Consider the following 18,965-nt stretch of genomic DNA (forward strand, 5'->3'; position numbering starts at 1 on the left):
AAACGTACTACACGAGAGTTCTTTACAAGGTCAGTTGCCCACGCTCCTCCTCGGTCAGCTGCTGCTTCGCCTGTTCATCCAGCGCCCCCGCACCCAACACCTGCACCGGGCTGTTCGGGTTGTACCCCGGGGCCGGTGCGCGGCTGGCGCCATCACGGGTCGGAGCCAGTTGTTCGTTGCCGAAGCTGAGTACCTGCACGGTGAACACCGAGGCCTGGTTCTGCCGCGACGCTGCCTGCTGCTGACGGGCGACGTCTTCCGCCGCCTGGGTCGCCGACGACGCGGCGGAACTGGCCGAGGTGATGGCCCCGGTGTTGACCGCCGAGACCACCGGGACGCCGGTTGCCTTGCCCTGCACCGAGATATTGGCGGCGTTGACTACCGTCAGTGCGGCGATATTGACGTTGCCAGACACGCGAATCCCCGCCTCGCCCGCATCGATGGTACCCAGCGGGGCGATCAGGTCGATGTCCCCCGGTGCCACTTCGGCAATCGGGTTGAGCGTGGCGATACCGGCGCCAGTGCTCGGCACCGATGGCGACAGGGTCACGTTACCCCAGGTGTCGTACACGCGTTTCGGCGGGGTGTAGACCACCGTGGTTTTCGAGCCGCGACCGGCGTTGATATCGCCCTCGGCGGACCAGCCGAGGATCGAGCCACCAAACGTGGTCATGATCCGGCTCTGCCCGAGCAGGATGCTGCCCTCGGAGTAGAGCTGAATGTTGCCCGAACCTTGGGTGATGATGCCCGCCGTCGACGGCGGCGCTGCGCCCTCGATGCCGAACACCTGACCACCGCCGGGCGTGAGCATCTGGATATCGCCGCCGAACAACGTCTTGACCCCAGCACCGCCATAAAGAGTGATGTCGCCGTCATAACGGATCGGATTGCCAGCCACATCGGTGGTCGGGAACAATGCGGCAATGGCGTTGCGACCGCGCAGGTAACTGCCTTTGCGCGGGCCGTCGACATCGTTGTATTCGAGGCCACCGGCTCGCAGTTCGGCGAAGTACACCTGACGGGCGAAGATCGCCTGCTGAGTACTCGGCAACGCGGCGTAGAACGCTTGCGCCTGTTCGGCGTTGCCGCTGAAGCCGTAACCGAGGGTCAGCCAGCTCTGCAGCTCGTCGAGGTAAGTCTTGACCACTTTGCCCGGCTGCGCGCTGAGGGAGGCATCCGCACTGGCCACGTTCTGCGGGTTCAGGTACCGCGCGATGAACCGTGAATAATCCGGCCCCTGCGCACCGACGCCGGCCTGCAAGACCACGCTGGCGCCTGGCCGCTGATCACCTGGCAACAACGAGCCAAGGCTGGTGATGCTGGCCCGGTCCTCCATGAGGATGTTGCGCCCGGCATTGACCTCCAGGGTGCCGGGGCCGGCGATGTCGAAGCTGCTGTAGAGAATGTCGCGACCGGCCGACACTTTCGACACGTCCCTTGGATCGTTGTGCACAAACAGATTACCGGTGGAGTAGATCGTGTCCTTACTGTTGCCGATACCTTCCTTGGCCGAGATCGTCGGGCTGCCGAGGTTGGTGCCTGAGGCGACGATGTCGCGACCCGCCATCATCCACACCGGCCCTGCTGCTTCGTACCAAGTGCGTAGCGAATCGCTCGCCCGCAACGATTCGCCACTGCGGATACCCACCAGGTCACCGCTCAAGGCGTAGATTCGCGCCGGGCCCATGACATCGCTGAGGCCGGCGTACGAGTTGCTGCCGAAAGCGAACAAGGGATAACGAAGGTTCGGTTCAGCCAGGACTCCATCGCTGCCGCTGTTGGAAATAAACGGCGTTTGCGCCGAGTTGCTGGTATAGCCGTTGAACGCCGGGGCGAACGGCGTGGCAATCGCCAGTGGACTGGCCCCGGACTGGTTGATCGCATAGCCGCCGGCATAAATCGAATTCCCCGCCAACAGTTCCAGTTGACCCGACGCCGACGGCGCCAACAACAGCGAATAGGCGGTCGCCGGGGCGGTGTTGCCGACGCTGTAAGCCGCCGACGAACCGGCGTAGATCGAGCCCTGCCCCGCCACCGCGCGCAGAATCGATGGATAGACGAAACGACTGTCGGTTGGCGAAGTGTTCTGCCCTTTGAGTGGCCCGTTGGTGTCTGTCTCTGCCAGTTGGGTACTCGGGGTGAGATTGCCACCGGCCGAGAACAGATCGATCGCCGTGTGTTCGGTCCACAACGAGAAGCCGGTCAAAATTCCGCCCTGGGTGATGTTGCCCTGATCGTCGAACAGCGGCGTGGCGTTCTGCAAACGCACCCGGCCCGGATCCGCTGCGCCGCCCAGGACCAGATCGCCACGGGTGTTGATGCGCATGCCCGAGTCGCCAGGGATCAGCACAAGCCCACCGGAGGCATTGCTGGTGGTTGCGGTAAACGGGTCAAGCGCACGGGTTTCGCGAGCATCATGCAACACGCGGTTGGCGCCATATTGCAGATTGATCCCGCCCACCGCACTGCCGCTGACTTGTGCCGCGCCGCGCAGGTTGATCAACGCGCCTTGCAGATCATGCTTGGGCGGCGTGATCCCATTGTTGCCGGCTCGCACTTGCAGCGATGGATTGAGCGAGCCGCCGATGCGGATGTCCATGTCACCGCCACCGGTCAATTGCAGGCTGCCGTCGCTGCCGACACGACCGCTGCTGCCCACTGCCACGATCAGGCCCTGACTGCGTGGATTGGTTCGCGCATCCCCCATCGGTTTGAGCATGCCGGCGTCTGCACCGGCGCGCAGGCTGATGTTGCCGCCCCCCAAGGTCCCGAAACCGGTGAAACCCACCAGGTACGGCGCCGCATCCATGTCGGCATCCGGCAGCGGCTGAGTGGCATAACTGCCGAAGTTGATCCACCAGGCGGTCGGCACGTCACTGCTGCCATCGCCCTGGCGCCACAACCAATTACCCACCGCGACGCTTGGCACCTGCTCACGGTAGCCGCCGCTATTCGCAACCTTGCGCCCGAGGCTATCGCCGGAGACAGAGCCGCCGGCATTGATCGTCAAGTTGCCGCCAAGCTGCGGATACCAGGCCTGATAGAGACTGTCGGTGCCGCCGTTGACCCATTTTTCGACGTCGCCACCGGCACTGCCCAATACCGAATCCTTGTCGGACAAACGTCCACGCATCTGCTTGAAGCGCGGATCGACATCGGCCGACTGGGTGCCAGCGGTGTACACACCAAACGGCGAGGCCATGCTCAGGTCACCGGCGGCGATCAGATCCAGATCACCGGTACCGGTGCGCAGGACGCTGAACATCTGGCTGTGAATACTGGCGCTTTTCGCCGGATTGCTCTCGACGCACACCTCGGGATAACTGTCGCACAGCGTCAGGTACTCCTCGGGAATCGGCGCGTAATCCTGAAAGCCGAACTGGTTGCCGGGGGCCCAGGTCCAGCGCGCCATCGGTGCACAGGCAGCGGGATCGGTTTCGCAGAGAATCAGGTATTCCTCGGGCACCGGTTCGAAGGCAGGGAAACCATACTGGTTGGTTTCCGACCACACCGCGCGTGGATTGCCTTCGGTGATCTTCGCCCCGTAATGGGTGTCCGCGAGGCGCAAATTGCCTTCGGTGGTGAGCGGTTTCACTGCACGACTATCGGCTGCGGAAAGATCGGCCCCCGCCACCGCGCGGATCGACCACGAGGCACTACCCGACGGCAACATCGGCGCGATTGCCCAGTTGGCACCCTGGTTGGCACCAGTCAAAGCGCGCAATTCGATAAACGCGACACCGTCAGCGAGTACCACATTGGTCATCGACGGAATCAACGAACCGCGCAACAGCGCCAGCGAACTGCTCAACAGCAAATTCTTGCTGCTGCCGGTGTCGACATCGAAGGCGCCCGGCAAGGGCACACCTTTGGGCCAGTTCATGGCTTGCAACGCGGTGTTGCGGTTCAAGCGAATACCGGCACCCAGACGGCTGCTGGCCGGCACCGTCACATCGTTGCGCAACAGCGTCCCGGCGGCATACAACAGATTGCCCGAGGCGTCATGCACCGCCCCCGCCAGCACCGTGCCGGCGCTGAAGGTATAAGGCGCGGCCAGTTCGACCTGCACCGGCAGTAGCGTGCCGCTGACCAGCGTCGTCGCCTGAATCGGCAGATCGTAATTAAGGGTCACACCCGACGGGAATTGCGTGCCCGGTGCCAGCGTCACCCCGGTCCCCGGTACAACCAGATCACCGCCGAACGGCTGTACGCCCGGCAGCAGCTTCCAGCCAGCGTCGTCGACAGTCTCTGGTGGCGGAGCGAAGCCGTCGTTGATGCTGCCGTAAATATCGAGGTTGCCGCCGGCACGGATCACCAGGCTGGCGGATTCACCGGAACCATAGACGCCATCGACTTTGCCCGTGTGCGGATTGAGGCTGGCGTAGCGGTAACGCGACAGGTCGATATCACCTTCAACCACCAGGTCGCCGTCAGCGCTTTTGCTGACGATCTCGACCCCGGGGCGCAGATGGAAGGCATCGGCGTAGCTCGCATTATTCAGGCCGGCCAGTTTGCGTTGCAACAGATCGGCGTTGTTCAGCGCAGCGTCGATGAACCCGGTGTTGTCGCCGTCGATGCGGCTGAACAGGGCCTGATCAATGACCTGATAAGGCCGGCCGCTGACCGCCGGGTCGACGCCATCACGCGCATCGTCATAGCGGCGCACACCATTGAGGCCGATGGAACGCGCGCCCTGAATATTCACAGTGCCGCTGGCATCGATGGCGATGTCGCCGGCACCCAGACGTGGCGCATTGAGCTCCACAGTGCCGCGCAGCATCTGATCGTGCTGACCGGCGAGGAAACCCGGCACCGCATCCGTACCATGGCGCAAGTCGATGCGCGTGCCGGACGCCAGGGTCAACATCCCGGCCCCGGAATTCAGCTCGACCATGGCGCGGTTCGGCGCGTCGATGATCTTGCCGTAACTGTCGACGCGCAACACCCGACCATGGGCATCGAGCACGCTGTTGCCGGCCAGGGTCAGGCCGTTCTGCGCCGACAGCCGAATGCTGCCGACCCGTTCGCCACTGGCATCGATCAAGCCATTGACCGTCAGGCTGCCATTGTCCACCGAGACATTGATCTCGCCGGCCTTAAGCCCATCGCCTATCAGCAAATCGCCTCGCTTGAGTTGCAAGCTGCGACTGCCGAACACCTGTCCGGCATTCAGGCGTTGATTGAGTGCCGCGAACTGCACGCTCGCATCTGCGCCCAACTGCTGAGCGCGAATGTCCACGCCCCCGGCTTTGTACGGCACCAGCGTGCCGCCGGCATCGTAATAGCCGCTGCTGGCGCCGAGGATCTCGCCCTGCAGATCGACGATGCCGGCATCCGCTGCCAAGGCAACGGCGCTGAGGTTGCCGGCCTGATTGTTTTTCGCCGACAGATCAATGCGCGACCCGGCGAGCTGGCGGATATTGCCAGCGTTGCTCAACAGCGACACGTCGCCGCCCCAGCTGTACTTGCTCACGTCGTTGAACGGCAAGGTGCGCCCGGCCATGTCCAGTTGCGCGCCGCCAGCGAGGGTCAAGTCGTGCTCGGCTGTGGCCGTGAGCTTGCCGCTGGCCAAAGCGATGCGGCTGTCGAGCACGATGTCGCGGGCTTGCAGAGCGAGCTCCGCGCCGAGGGCATCGGCCACACCCGCAGCACCGGCACCGCTGAGCGTCAGGCGATTGCCAGCCTTGAGCAGATTGACCGACGCTGCCTCACCGGTCAGCAACGGTGTGCGCAAAGTGAGATTGCCGCCAGTGTAGGCATAACCCTTGAGCGGGTCGTAAGCGCCCTGCTGTTGATACACCGCCAGGCTGCCCTTGTGATTGGCAGTGATGCGTGCGCTGGCGCTGAGGTTGACGTTGGCAAAACCCAACGCCAGACGATTGTTCTGATCGAGGCCGCTGGGTTGTGGCATCGGGCCGTAACCCAATTCGATGCGTTGTGCCTGAATATCCAGGGTGCCGCTGCCGGTACCGGCGCCGCCGCTGATCACACTGCCGGGGTCCTGAGTGGCACCGTTCCAGATCAGATTGGCGGTACGGATCGTCGCGATGTCTTCGGCCGTGCCCGCGCCATAAATCGCCGGGGTGGCGAGCACGAGGTTTTGTAGCTTGCTCTGCCCCGTCTGCGCATCGAAGGTATCAAGGGTCACGCTGCCGTAGAGATTGAAGGCATCGCGCGTGGTCAGGCTCAGTGTCTCCAGGGCGGGTGCGCCGAACTGGTTATCACCGCGCAGCAAACGGTCCAGCACATTCTGGTTCAGGGTCAGGCCGGCCGGTACGCGGTTGCCCGCAGCCGCCAATGCTTCGGCGCTGCCAGCGTTGACCGCGCCCACCGCCAGGGCCAGATGACGCGTGCCGAAACGCACGGCTTCACCGAGTTCGAACTGATTATCCGTGGCGGCGGTGATGCTGCCGTTTGAGTAGAGCAGCGCCGGGCTGGCGCAAACCGCCGTGGCGCAGGTGCCGATCCGAATGCTGCCGGCACCGGTGAAGCCGCCGCCCGCCTCCGGCGCCAGCACATTGGTCCAGCCGTTCGAAACCACCACCACACTGGACGCCCCCGGCTGATAAATGTACCCGGCCGTCGAGTCATAAGCGGCGTTGCCACGCCCCAAGGCGTTGATCCCGGCGCCCGCTTCGAGGGTGATACCGCCGTTGATCGAGTTGCTGCGCAACAGCACTTCCGGCGCTGCCAACAACGCCCCATCACGCAAGACGATGCTGGAGGTGTCACCGATGAAACCAATGATGTTGCCCGCCGTGCTGTAGCTGACAGTAGGCATCGCGCCAATGGTCAAACGTCCGGCGTTGAGGTTGTTGAGCGTTTCGGCGTACAGCGAAATACCGTTGAAGCCCTCGGTCGGCGCTTGTCCGCTGCCGAGAATTTCGAAACTGCTGCGGGCGTTGCCGCTGCGCACCACGGCCGTGCCGACCAGACCACCAGCGGCGGCGCCAAACCGCGCCTGTCCGTTGAACTGCAACGCGATGTCCTGCTCGCCACCGTCAATCAGGCGCAGGTCCAGAGTCTTGCCGTCCTGCGGGGCCAGTGCCCGGGGAACCCCGCGCCGCACGGCATCACTCTGGATGAATTGGCTGAGACTGGTTTCGTTGTACTGCGAGTATCGGCGCAACACATCAGCCGGGGTCAGAATGACCTGGCGGGCGAGACTGTCGTGCAGACGAGTGTTGGCAATCGACATCTGCCCGCTGCCGGTCCACGAACCATTGCGCATCGGCAATACACCCGTGCTTGCGCCCGGCGTGGCCTGACCGTTGACTTCGACCCGGAACGCGCCGGGCAGCAAGGCAAACGTCGACGGCAACAACGTGTAAGTACCCGCCGCCAGACCCGGCACGCCGGCGCCGATGGTGATCTGCTGGCCGATCCGTGGATCGACCGCGCCCGCCTCGGCCAGCACCGGCGCGTACGTGCTCTGGTTGCCCGGCACGATCGCATACACAGGGTTGCTCGCCAGCCCTGGCAAGCTGAAAGTACCGTCGGTAGCGTTGCGCACCAGCGGATTGAAACGGGCATCGGTGGAACCGCCGCGCCCGGAAATGAAACCGGCGCCACGCAGGTCGCCGCCGCCCGACAAATCGATGAGCGCGCCGCTCTGCACATCAATGAATTGGGTGCTCATCGACACGCCGGTCGCTTCCCCGGTGACGCCATTCAACACCACTGATTTGCCGCCGTAGCGGTAGTCGATGCCGTCGGTGGTGCCGCCATACGGCATGACCAGCCCGGCACCGCTGACCGACGTCACGCTGCCCGGCAGCAGACGCACCTCACGGGTGGTGGTCAACAAGTCATCGCCGAGGACAATCTTGCCCAACGGTGCACGCAACACGCCGCCCTGTTCGATAAACGCCGCCGAGAACGTCAGCTTGCCGAACGCCGAATAAGGCGCCGCAGCCGGCGCTGCTCCGTGGCCGCTGATGCGCAGGGTATGTTCGGCAACCGACTGCGCGCCCTGATAACCCACACGCACTTCTGCCTGCACGTCACTGGCGGGATAAATCTGCGCCGCACGCAGGTTCAAATCACCCGGGGTCCACAGACGGCTTTTATCAGCGCCATCGACAGGCGCCAGAAAGCGCAGATCACCGCTGCTGTCGAGGCTGACCTCGGCAAACCCACGGCGGCTGTAATCGGCGGCCGGTGCTTTCAGTTGCAGGATCGAACCCTGTGCCCCGAACGACAGACCGTTACCCAGATCCAGCAAGTTGGCCGACGCCGTGAAGCGGGCGTCCGCGAGTTTGCCGGTCGGGCTGTTCGTCAGCCGTGGGCGCACGCTGCCGACCACGCTGTAATAGCTGCCGACACCGGACAAGCGCAGATACGGCGCGCTCAGATCGACCCGTGCCGTGTCTTTGCCTGACTCGGCCAGAGACAGCGCCCCGGCGTACAGGCTGAGGCTTTGCTGCATGTGCAGGTTGACGTCACCGTCGAACGACAACAGGCCGTTACTCAACAGGCTCAAGGTGTCGAAGCCACCGCTCATCAGGCTGTCGGCATGCACCCGGGCCTGACCGTAGCGCAATCCGTCGTCGCCTTCGCCCGGACGCAGGTCGGCAGCAAGCGTCTGCCCGGTCGACGTCTGGTCGATGATCATCTCGCGTGGCGTGCGCACGTTGTTGGCCGCCGAATCGGCGTACAACGGCGTCTCCAGTGCCACTTCCAGACGACCACCAGCCGCCCCGGCACCACCCGCTGCCGCACGTAAATCGCCGTCGATGAACAGGCCGTTGTAGGAGCTGATGGCGATGCGTCCGCCGTCGGTTGCCACACGTGTCGGTCCCTGCCCGGCGATGTCCAGCAGCGCCTCGGCGCCAGACGCATCGAGCTGCGCGCCCTGGCGCACCACCACGTAGGCATCGGCGGCTGTGGCCGTGGCGAGTTTCGCGTCGATCTCGCCACCGAGGATGATGCTGCCGCCCTTGCCGACCCGCCCGTAAGTGCGACCCAAGGCGTCCACTGCGGTGTTCGCGCGCCCTGCCACATCCAGACGCGCGTGTTCACCGATCCAGATCGAACGGTTGTGTGCGTCCGGTGCGGCGAGTTGATCGGAGGTGGCCGGTTTGATCGCACCGAACTGTTGCTGGCGAATATCAATCGTGCCGCCCCAGGCATTGAGTTCACCGTCCACGGTGATCTGCCCGGCGCCGCGCAACTTGATGCTTTGCCCCGGGTCGACGCTGATGCGCGAACCACGGCCGAGGGTCAGGCTGCTGTTGGCCGCGTCGATCAGGCTGAGCTGGCTGGCCCCGCCTTGCAGCGTCAGGCTGGCACCGGCGCGTTGCGTCAGCACGCCCTGAGTCGGATTTTCCTGGTACAACGCCGGCGTCCACAGCTCCAGCGCCGCGTGTGGGTCGGCACCGCTGAGCTGATTCGGCGCGGCATCGCCAAAACGGTACACCGGCAGACTGACGTCAACGACGCTGCCTTCGGCGACGTCCAGGCCGCTCAAACCGATCAGGTTGTACGCGGAGAAGCCCTTGTTGAACAGATCAGTGGACAGTCGCAGGGTGTTGTCGGCCAACGCTTTGTCAGTCTGTCCGATCAGGATCTTGTTGGCCTGCACGGTCAACGTGCCGCCACCAGTTACACCGTAGCCACGCAACTCGCCATCGAGGCGCAGGTGCGATTGGCCGGGGGCGGAAATCGCACTGGATTCCACGGTCAAATCACCGCCCTTGCCACCGCGTGTCTTGCCGTTGGCGAGGATCGCGCCACCGGATGAAACATCCAGCAGGCTGCCGGCGCCGATATTGATATCACCGCTGCTGCGGATCGACACCAAACCACCATTGAGCGACGCCAGACTGGCGCCATCGTCCGGCTGGGTGCGCAGGTTGCTCCATACGCCACGGGTATCAAGGTGAACGCCTTCAGCCACAGACACTTGCGTCGGCTTGCCGGTGATCGCCGTGAGGCGGGTGTCACTGCTTACGGTGCCGTTGAACTGATTGAGTACGTTGCCCAGACGCAGGCTGCCGCTGCGCGCGGTCAGGTCAGCGCCGACCTGCACATCCGGCGCATACAGGGTGATGTCGCCAGCGGTATCGACGCTGAGCGCACCCGCGACGACGACCTGATCCCTGGCCGCCACCTTGAGAGCGCCGAGACGGAAGCCGTTGAGCTGATCATTATCGAGAAACAGCTTGCCCTGGCGCGCCTGCGACACGGCGCCATCGAGATTTAGATCAGTGCCGGCGAGCGGCCGTTGACCGCCGATCTGCACCTGATCCAGCAGAGGGTTGAGCGCATACAAAACGCCGCCCGCGGACGCCACATAAGTCGGGTCATAACTGCCGACGATCAATTGCGCGCGGCGCGCCAGCGCGGTCTGACTCTGCTCATAGCCATCGAGCACGGCTTTCGGCGTCTGGTTCTGCCGCTCGCCCTGATACACCTCGCCAAGCATCTGCCCGTCGAGCGCGGCGTTGGCAGTGGCAATCACCAGTTGCCCGGCGTCGCGTCCCACGGTGTAACCCGATTCGAAACGCGAGCGTGGGGCAATCAGCGGATTGTAGAAGTAGCTGGTCTGGCCCCAGCGCTCGCTGCTGTCCTCAAACCCCTTGTACAGTCCGGTGTAGAGCAGATCGCCCGGTGCACTCGACACTTCATACAGCTTGCCGTCGGCACCGCGCAGCCAGCTCTGGCGGATCTCGCCACTCTGCACATCCAGCGTGCCGCCGGACAGATTGATCAACGAGCCTTTTTCGCTGACCACGTCATTGCCGGCAAAACTCACCGTACCGCCCTGCGCCATCCACTCGCCGACGCTGTGCGCCTGGGTGCCGAGATAGCCGCCGACTTCAAGCAATCCGCCGGCGGTGTACCAGCGATCCGTGGCATAGCCGTTGGTGCCGGCCGGCACGTAGACCAGCTCGCGCACATCGACCCAGATGTCATTGCTGTTGAGCGCGCCTTTGTCGCGGTTGACCGAGGCGTCGCGCTGCTCGTTGCCTTGCACGTTGATCTTGATGTTGTTGTTTTCCATCGCCACTTTGACGCCGAGGGCACCCGACACATCGATCATCGCCCCGTCGCGCACCAGGCTGCGGCGCTGCGCCGTCACCGCCACCTGGCCACCGGTGGCGAGCGTGATCGAGCCGTTCTGGAACTCGACACTGCCGCCGCTCTGAATCTCGATGCGCGACTGATCGCCACGAATCCGGTTGTTGGCAGTGATCGCGCTGAGGGCGGCCTGATGCTGACTGTCGAGCGCCGTCAGGTCGCTGCTGTCGAGCATGATCGCCGTGGCACTGCCCTGCGCAAGTGTGACGCTGCCGCCGCTGTCGCTGGCGGGACTGGACAAGTGAACGGTGCCGCGAGCAGCCACGGAGGTGCTGGCGAGCAATACGCCGTTCTGCACGACTTCATGGCCGGTCAGAGTGATGTCGCCAGTGGCGGACTGGATCAAGCCGTTGTTGCTCACCTTGCCGCTGACGTCGCCGGCCTTGAACCCCGGCGTGACTTCGTTGCCGAACGTGGTCGACAGCGCATTGCCCTCGGTGCCCGCGCCCTTGCGGATATAGAAACGATCACCGGCGCCGAGCACAGTCTGGCCCTTGGCGGTGCTGATGCTGCCGTCGTTCTGCACTTCGCTGCCGAGCAGCAAGGCATAACCACCGGCATCGGTCGACGTCGCCGGTTTATGAGTCGTGATACTCGCACCGCGCTCGATCAACACCTCGCCAGCGGCATCGGTGAAGGTCGGCTGAGTACCGTTGCTGTCGAAATACAGCCCTCGGTCGCGGAACTGGATATCGGTGATGTTCGCTGCCGCTGCCACCAGGTTGCGCACGTTGACCTGACTGCTGCCGCTGAAGACGATGCCGTTGCGGTTGATCAGCATCACCGTGCCGTCGCCCTTGATCTGCCCCTGAATCTGGCTCGCCCGGGCATTCGGATCGTTGACCCGGTTGAGCACCGCCCAGTTCGCCTGCTGGGCAAACTCGACGGTGGTGTTGCGCCCGACGTTGAAGGTTTCCCAGTTGAGGATGGCCTTGTCGGCGGTCTGCTCGATCTTCACCGTGGTCTTGCCGTCGGCCTGAGTTTGCTGCGGGCCTTTGGCGTTCTGCCAACCTTGGGCGAGGCTGTTATCGACCTTCAGACCGCCCTCGCCCAGACCGTCCGGCACAAATTGCACCGAGCCCAGCGCAGCCGCACGACCGGCCGCCTGAGCCGCCTGCTGCGCAGCAATCGCGGCGACGGTGTTGTTCAGGGTCTGGATCGAGCGCTGCAATTGCTGGTTGGCTTTTTGCTGCTGCGCCAAGGGCGGCGTCATCCCCGGCAAGCCGCCAGTGCTCGGCCGTGCGGCAGCGGCTTGCTGCGCGGCACCCTTGGCAGCGAACCAGTTGGAGCTGAACGCCGTTGCCGCGTGCGCATTGCCCGCCACCAGACACAACGCCACCGCTTGCGCCAGCGGTTTGAGGAGCCACAACGCCGGCTCCACGGCTTCACGTTTGAACGACTGGACGTTGGTACGACGGGATGGGCGAGCGAGCATCACTACGAGATCCTTTTGGGTTGCCACACGTTGGTTGCCACACATGCCGCAGGCGTGCAAAAACCTGCTGTTACGTCATAGGCAGTTGGCGGCGGTCGCGACCGAACGGATGTCACACAAACTTCATGTTGGGGGAGTATTCGCGGCGGGCCGTGCTGCGCCTTCGAAAAAAATGGCAGCCCTGTACGGGGCTGCCATCGGTTCGGCGGCAGTCACTTTCAAAGGGGACGACCGATGCCGTTGCACACGGCCGGGTTGTTGATGTCGAGGTTGTAGCCGGTGGTGTTGGTGATGAAGTTGGCGGTGACGGCTTTTTTCCAGGCCAGTGGCATCGCAAGGAATTTGTGCGCCTGTACCGCAGCATTGTTGCCAGGCTGGCTGTAGTGAGTGGTGAGAAAGTTACGGATCTCGTTGGCCACGTTGGCATCCCTGTAGCACTGCCCGATGATCAAGTTGCTGTAGGCAGCAATTTTGTAGCCAAGGGCAGGTTTCGCCACCACGGGTGACCAGTGGGCTGGATTAGAGGCGTCGTTAAACGTCGACGGCGGCGTCACCGAAGACAGTGCCAGCGCGACGTTGGGCGGGGTTGGCAGCACACCGTTAAGACGGGCAACGACAGTGTTATCGCTCACCAGAATGCCGTCAGGGCCGGAGTAACCGATCGAGCCGTCGACCTGATTGATCGTAGGCAGGACATCAGTGTCGCTCGACACGCCGACCCAGTTTATCGGCACTGTCGAACCTGACGGCTGGCGCGCGGTAGTAAACAACGAACTGGTCGAGAACCTTGTCGGGCAAACGGAATTGAGGTGGCGAGTGAGGATTTCCGAGGTGCCACTGGCGTTGTTCCGGTAGACCACGCGAATCGGTGTGGTGTCGGCAGTGCCCATTAGATTGCCCCACGTTGTGACCTCACCCGACAGCGCGCTGCACAACTGGCTGCTCGTCAGGTTGAGATTGCTGATACCGCTTTTCTTATAGGACACGACGATTGCAGTGCCCAAGGATGGCAGTTGAATCAGCGGACCATAACTGGCGTAAAAAGCGCTCTGGTATTGGCTGATTTCGCTTGCCGTCAGGATCGAATCGCTGGCAGTGAAATGCACAGTGCCTGTAGTGCCGAACGGCGCAGCGTTGTTGCTCAAAAATGCCGTTTTACCTGCCCCGCTGCCAACACCGGCGTAACTGAAACTGGCCGGCAGAATACTGTCGGCCGAGCCCTTGTACAGCGCAGCAGGCAGCGTCGCCCCGCCACCGGTCACCGCCAATGCCTGACCCGAAACCAGCGCCGCCGCAGACAGCAACGCAACCTTTGCAATGAGTTTGTACATGTTCAATCTCCTTATCGAATGCCCCGCGAACGGAAGCCAAAAAAAATGGCAACCCCGAGGGGCTGCCATTCGTGTTGCGGTGTGAATCGAGCGCCTTACAAAGGACGACCGATGGCGTTGCAGACGCTGGTGTTGTTGATGTTCAGGTTGTAACCGGTAGCGTTGGAAACGAAGGTCTCATACACCTTGGTTTTCCAGGCCGATGGCACAGTCACGAAACCGTGGTTCTTGACGGCCAGGTCGTTGGTGGTGGTGTTGTAGTGAGTGGTCAGGAACGCCTTCACGTCGTTGGCCACGGCTGCATCCTTGTAGCACTGACCGACGATGAGGTTGGTGTAGGCAGCCAGTTTGTAACCGATGGCCGGGTTGGCCACCACTGGCGACCAACGAGTCGGGTCAGCGGCCAGAGCAGCGGTCGCCGGTGGAGTCACCGAAGCCAGTGCCAGGGCAACGTTGGCCGACGTTGGTTGTACGTTGTTGATGCGCGAAACCAGGGCGTTGCTGGTGGCGTCCACGCCGTCCGGACCGACATAACCGAGCGAACCATCAACGGCTGCAACGGTAGGCGCGACGTCAGCAGTGCCAGCGACGCCGACCCAGTTCGACGGCAGGGTCGAACCGGCTGGACGGGCGTTGACGAACGTCGAGTTGGTGGTGAACTTGGTTGGGCAGACAGCGTTCAGGTGACGGGTGAGGATTTCCGAAGTGCCGCTGGAAACGTTGCGATAAACGATGCGGATCGGCGTGGTGTCAGCAGTGCCCAACAGGCCGCCCCAAGTGGTCACGGTGCCCGAGAAGGCGTCGCACAGTTGAGCGCTGGTCAGGTTCAGAGCGGTCTGGCCGGATTTTTTGTAAGGGATGGCAACCGAAGTGGCAACCGAAGGCAGTTGGATCAGCGGGCCGTACGAAGCACCGAACGCGGTGTTGTAGGTGCTGATGTCCGAAGCGCTGAGTACCGAGTCGCTACCGGCGAAGTGCACGGTGCCGGTGGCGCCGAAGCCAGTGGCAACGTTGGTCAGGAAAGCCGTTTTGCCAGCGCCGCTACCCACAGCTGCGTAGGTGAAGTTGGCTGGCAGGATGCTGTCTGCAGAACCTTTGTACAGAGCGGCAGGCAGAGTTGCACCACCACCGGTAACGGCCATGGCTTGAGCGGAAGCCAGAGCGGCAACGGTCAGGGAAGCTGCGATCAGAGTGCGCTTGAACATGAAGAATCTCCTTTTCAACTGGTTTTGGGAACACAGGGTTTCGGATGGCTTGCATGACACTGGGAGGACTCAACTGGCCCTCGCTAGCGTTGGCCTTGGTTAAGTCGCACTGAGAAATTCGCAGTTTCCGGTGACAGATAAAGGAAAAAACCTCGGGAGGTGCGGACTGATTTTCGAGGGATTTTCTCGGGTGTTTGCGCGGGTCAGCGGAGGGTCTGGATCAGGGGTTTGGCTGAATCGGGCTGGAGGCGTTGGTGGGTGGTTGCAGATAACAGAAAGGAGAACCCGAGGATGGCTTGATCAGGGGTCGGGTGATGCCGAAGCCCCTGAAAAAAGATTGGATTATTTGTTGCTCTGACTGGCCCCTTCGCGAGCAGGCTCGCTCCCACATTTGACATGCATTCCCCTGTGGGAGCGAGCCTGCTCGCGAAGGGGCCGGCCCAGACACCATCAATATTTCAGAAACACCCCTACTGGACCAGTTGGTTGATCTCGATGATCGGCAACAACACCGCCATCACGATCACCAACACCACCCCGCCCATCACCACAATCATCAGCGGCTCCAGCAGCGCGGTCATGCCCATCGCCCGCCGTTCGATATCACGGGACAGGGTCTGCGCTGCGCGCTCCAGCATCGATGGCAGCGAACCGGTTTTTTCGCCACTGGCGATCAGGTGAATCAGCACCGGCGGGAAGACGTTTTCCACCCGCAACGCCGCCGCCAGGTTCACACCCTCACGCACCTTGGCCGTGGCCTCAGTGACGCTCAGGCTTAGACGATCGTTGGACAGTGTCTGCCGCGCCGCTTCCAGCGCCCTTAATAACGGCACCCCGGCGCCGCCGAGAATCGCCAGCGTCGAGGCGAAACGGGCGGTGTTCAGGCCCAGAATGAAACGACCGAAAAGTGGCAACTTCAACACTCGATGATGCCAACTCAACCGCGCCGCCGGATTGCGCAGATACAGGCGCCAACTCCAGAACGCCCCAGTCATTAACGCGGCACACAACCAACCCCAACTGCGGATGAAATCGCTGGCATTGAGCATCGCCAGCGTCAGCCCCGGCAGATCCTGCCGTGCCTGAGAAAACGCACTGACCACCTGCGGCACCACATAGCTGAGCAGGAAAATCACAATGCCGATTGACACCAGCCCGACCACGCCCGGATAGATAAACGCCGTGAGAATCTTGCCGCGCAGGTTGTTGCGCTCCTCGATGTAATCCGCCAGTCGCTCCATGACCTGCGCCAGATCCCCGGACTCTTCGCCCGCCGCAATCAACGCGCGATAGATCTCGGGGAAATCCCGGGGTCGCGACGCCAGCGATTCCGCCAGACGCATGCCGCTACGCACGTCGGCACGCACGGCGCTTAGAGTGTGGGCGATGTGTTTTTTCTCAGCCTGTTCGACCGTGGCACTCAATGCGGCTTCCAGCGGCAGGCTGGCGCCGAGCAGGCTTGCCAATTGCCGCGTGGCCCAAGCCAGATCATTGTCCGACATGCGGGCGCTGAACATGCCGCCCCCGCCATGCTGGGCGACGTTGCTTTCCTTTTGCACCATGAGTGCCGTCAGGCCCCGACCGCGCAACGCACTGAACGCAGCGGTTTGACTGTCGGCTTCCAGGTGCCCGGATTCGATTTTTCCGGTCGCGTCGGCGGCTTCAAAACGATAGCGATTCATCAGGCGTCCCGTGTCACGCGCAGGATTTCTTCAGGCGCGGTGGCGCCGCTGCGGATCCAGCGCTCACCGTCCTCACGTAGGCTGAACATTCCGGCTTTGGCGGCTGATGCGCGCAAGGCCTGCTCCCCTGCCCCTTGGTGAATCAGGGTGCGGATGTCGTCGTCGATGCAGAACAATTCGTGAATGCCGGTGCGGCCGCTGTAGCCGGTTTGATTGCATGCCGCGCAACCGACCGGGCGCCAGGTCCCCGGTGTCGCCGGGTCTTCCTGTTTGCACTGATTGCACAAGCGTCGCACCAGACGCTGTGCCAAAACGCCGAGCATCGATGAGGCCAGCAGAAACGGTTCAACGCCCATGTCGATCAAGCGGTTGACCGCCGACACCGCGTCGTTGGTGTGCAGCGTCGCCAGCACCAAGTGACCGGTCAGCGAGGCTTGCACGGCGATTTGCGCGGTCTCCAGATCGCGGATTTCACCGATCATGATGATGTCCGGGTCCTGCCGCAGGATCGCCCGCAACGCCAGGGCGAAGGTCATGTCGATCTTGGCGTTGACCTGAATCTGACTGATGCCCGGCAAGTCGTATTCCACCGGATCCTCGACGGTGAGGATGTTGCTGGTGCTCGCATCGAGCCGTGCCAGTGCGGCGTACAGGCTGGTGGTTTTGCCGCTGCCCGTCGGCCCGGTGACCAGCACGATGCCGTGGGGCTGGCGAATCAGGTGATCGAGTTTCGCCAGCACCTGCGCGTCCATGCCGAGGGTTTCGAGGTGCAGACGCCCGGCCTGTTTGTCGAGCAGACGCATCACCACACGTTCGCCATGTCCGGTCGGCACGGTTGAAACGCGGATATCGATGGGCCGCCCGGCCACACGCAAGGCGATGCGACCGTCCTGCGGCAGGCGTTTTTCGGCGATGTCGAGCTGCGCCATGATCTTGATCCGCGACACCAGCGCGCCGTGCAACGCCTTGCGCGGTGAGACCACGTCACGCAAGGTGCCGTCGACCCGGTAGCGCACCACCGAATGGGTTTCGAACGGTTCGATGTGAATGTCGCTGGCCTCGTCCCGCGCCGCCTGCGTGAGCAAGGCGTTTATCATGCGGATCACCGGTGCGCCGTCCTGCGTGTCGAGCAGGTCAGTGATTTCCGGCATGTCTTGCATCAGGCGGTCGAGATCGACTTCGTTTTCCGCCGCGCCGACCACGGCCGCCGCACTGCCGGTATCGGCGTAAGCGCTGGCGAGCAAGCCGTCGAGTTCGTCATCGCGCACGCGCTGTATCGTGGTCGCGCCAAACTGACGCCGCGCCTCACTGATCGACCAGCCCGGCGTCGACGGACACACCGTCAACACCCCGTCGCACAACAAAATCCGCTGCGCCTTGGCCCAGGCGTAAGGCAACACACTCATCTCATGTCCTCCCTACTCCAAGCGGCAATGCAATCCCCTGTGGCGAGGGAGCTTGCTCCCGCTGGGCTGCGCAGCAGACCCAAAACCTGCACACCGGTTGTTTCAGACACACCTCGCACACCGGATTTACGGCGGCTTCGCCCCCGAGCGGGAGCAAGCTCCCTCGCCACAGGGGGGCACTTTAAATTGAGGGCAGGTTTCAAAAACGTGTGGCGCCTGATCCTTGTGGCAATGCGACTCCCCGGAGCACTGGGATCTCCTGTGGCAGTGCAATTCCCCGTGGCGAGGGGATTTATCCCCGATCGGCTGCGCAGCAGTCGTAAACCCTGCACACGCGGAGTACCAGGATAATCCGGGTGACTGGTGTTGGGGCTGCTGCGCAACCCATCGGGGATAAATCCCCTCACCACAAAGGCATCACTCACATTGAGGGGCTGTTTCAAAAGCGTGTGCTCCCTTCAATTGGAACCGCTTTGATGGTTGCTCGCGGCCCCGAAGTCGATCTTTTGCTTTGGCTTTTCTCTATGCCGCTGAAGAGCAGGATCAAAAGATCGCAGCCTTTGGCAGCTCCTACAGGTGCGCTGTTGCGCCTGATCCTTGTGGCAATGCGATACAAAGGAACACCGAGATTTCCTGTAGCAATGCAATTCCCTGTGGCGAGGGGATTTATCCCCGATCGGCTGCGCAGCAGTCGTAAATCCTTCACACGCGGAGTGCCAGGATAATCCGGGTGACGGGTGTTAGGGCTGCTGCGCAACCCATCGGGGATAAATCCCCTCACCACAAAGGCATCACTCACATTGGGGGGCTGATTCAAAAGCGTG

At 62.8% G+C, this 18,965-nt stretch carries 6 protein-coding genes; all 6 read right to left on the reverse strand.

The window, feature by feature from the left end:
- Window positions 1-22: 22 nt before the first annotated feature.
- The 6 genes from ACIOWE_RS07495 to ACIOWE_RS07520 all read right to left on the reverse strand — a co-directional run bounded on the left by ACIOWE_RS07495 (window position 23) and on the right by ACIOWE_RS07520 (window position 18,958).
- The gene (locus ACIOWE_RS07495) at window positions 23-12,517 is read right to left on the reverse strand and encodes a filamentous haemagglutinin family protein (protein ID WP_401389285.1); all 12,495 of its coding nucleotides are present in this window, start codon (window positions 12,515-12,517) and stop codon (window positions 23-25) included.
- Between the two features lie 218 nt (window positions 12,518-12,735).
- A complete protein-coding gene (locus ACIOWE_RS07500; protein WP_401389288.1) occupies window positions 12,736-13,848 on the reverse strand; it encodes a substrate-binding domain-containing protein in 1,113 nt (370 codons plus the stop codon).
- Window positions 13,849-13,943: 95 nt separating this feature from the next.
- Window positions 13,944-15,053 (reverse strand): substrate-binding domain-containing protein, encoded by a 1,110-nt coding sequence (locus tag ACIOWE_RS07505; protein ID WP_401389291.1) that lies wholly within the window; start codon window positions 15,051-15,053, stop codon window positions 13,944-13,946.
- 470 nt (window positions 15,054-15,523) lie between these two features.
- Entirely contained in the window at window positions 15,524-16,735 is a 1,212-nt protein-coding gene (gspF, locus tag ACIOWE_RS07510) for a type II secretion system inner membrane protein GspF (RefSeq protein ID WP_401389294.1), read from the reverse strand.
- Window positions 16,735-18,141: a type II secretion system ATPase GspE gene (gspE, locus tag ACIOWE_RS07515; protein ID WP_315446913.1), complete on the reverse strand. Its 1,407-nt coding sequence runs from the start codon at window positions 18,139-18,141 to the stop codon at window positions 16,735-16,737. The genes gspF and gspE overlap by 1 nt, the downstream gene beginning before the upstream one ends.
- Before the next feature lie 439 nt (window positions 18,142-18,580).
- Window positions 18,581-18,958 carry a hypothetical protein gene (locus ACIOWE_RS07520; protein WP_401389298.1) on the reverse strand — a complete coding sequence of 126 codons (378 nt, stop codon included), beginning with the start codon at window positions 18,956-18,958 and terminating at the stop codon, window positions 18,581-18,583.
- Window positions 18,959-18,965 lie beyond the last annotated feature (7 nt).

It is taken from the genome of Pseudomonas sp. NPDC087598 (assembly GCF_044743525.1).
Classification (GTDB): Bacteria; Pseudomonadota; Gammaproteobacteria; order Pseudomonadales; family Pseudomonadaceae; genus Aquipseudomonas.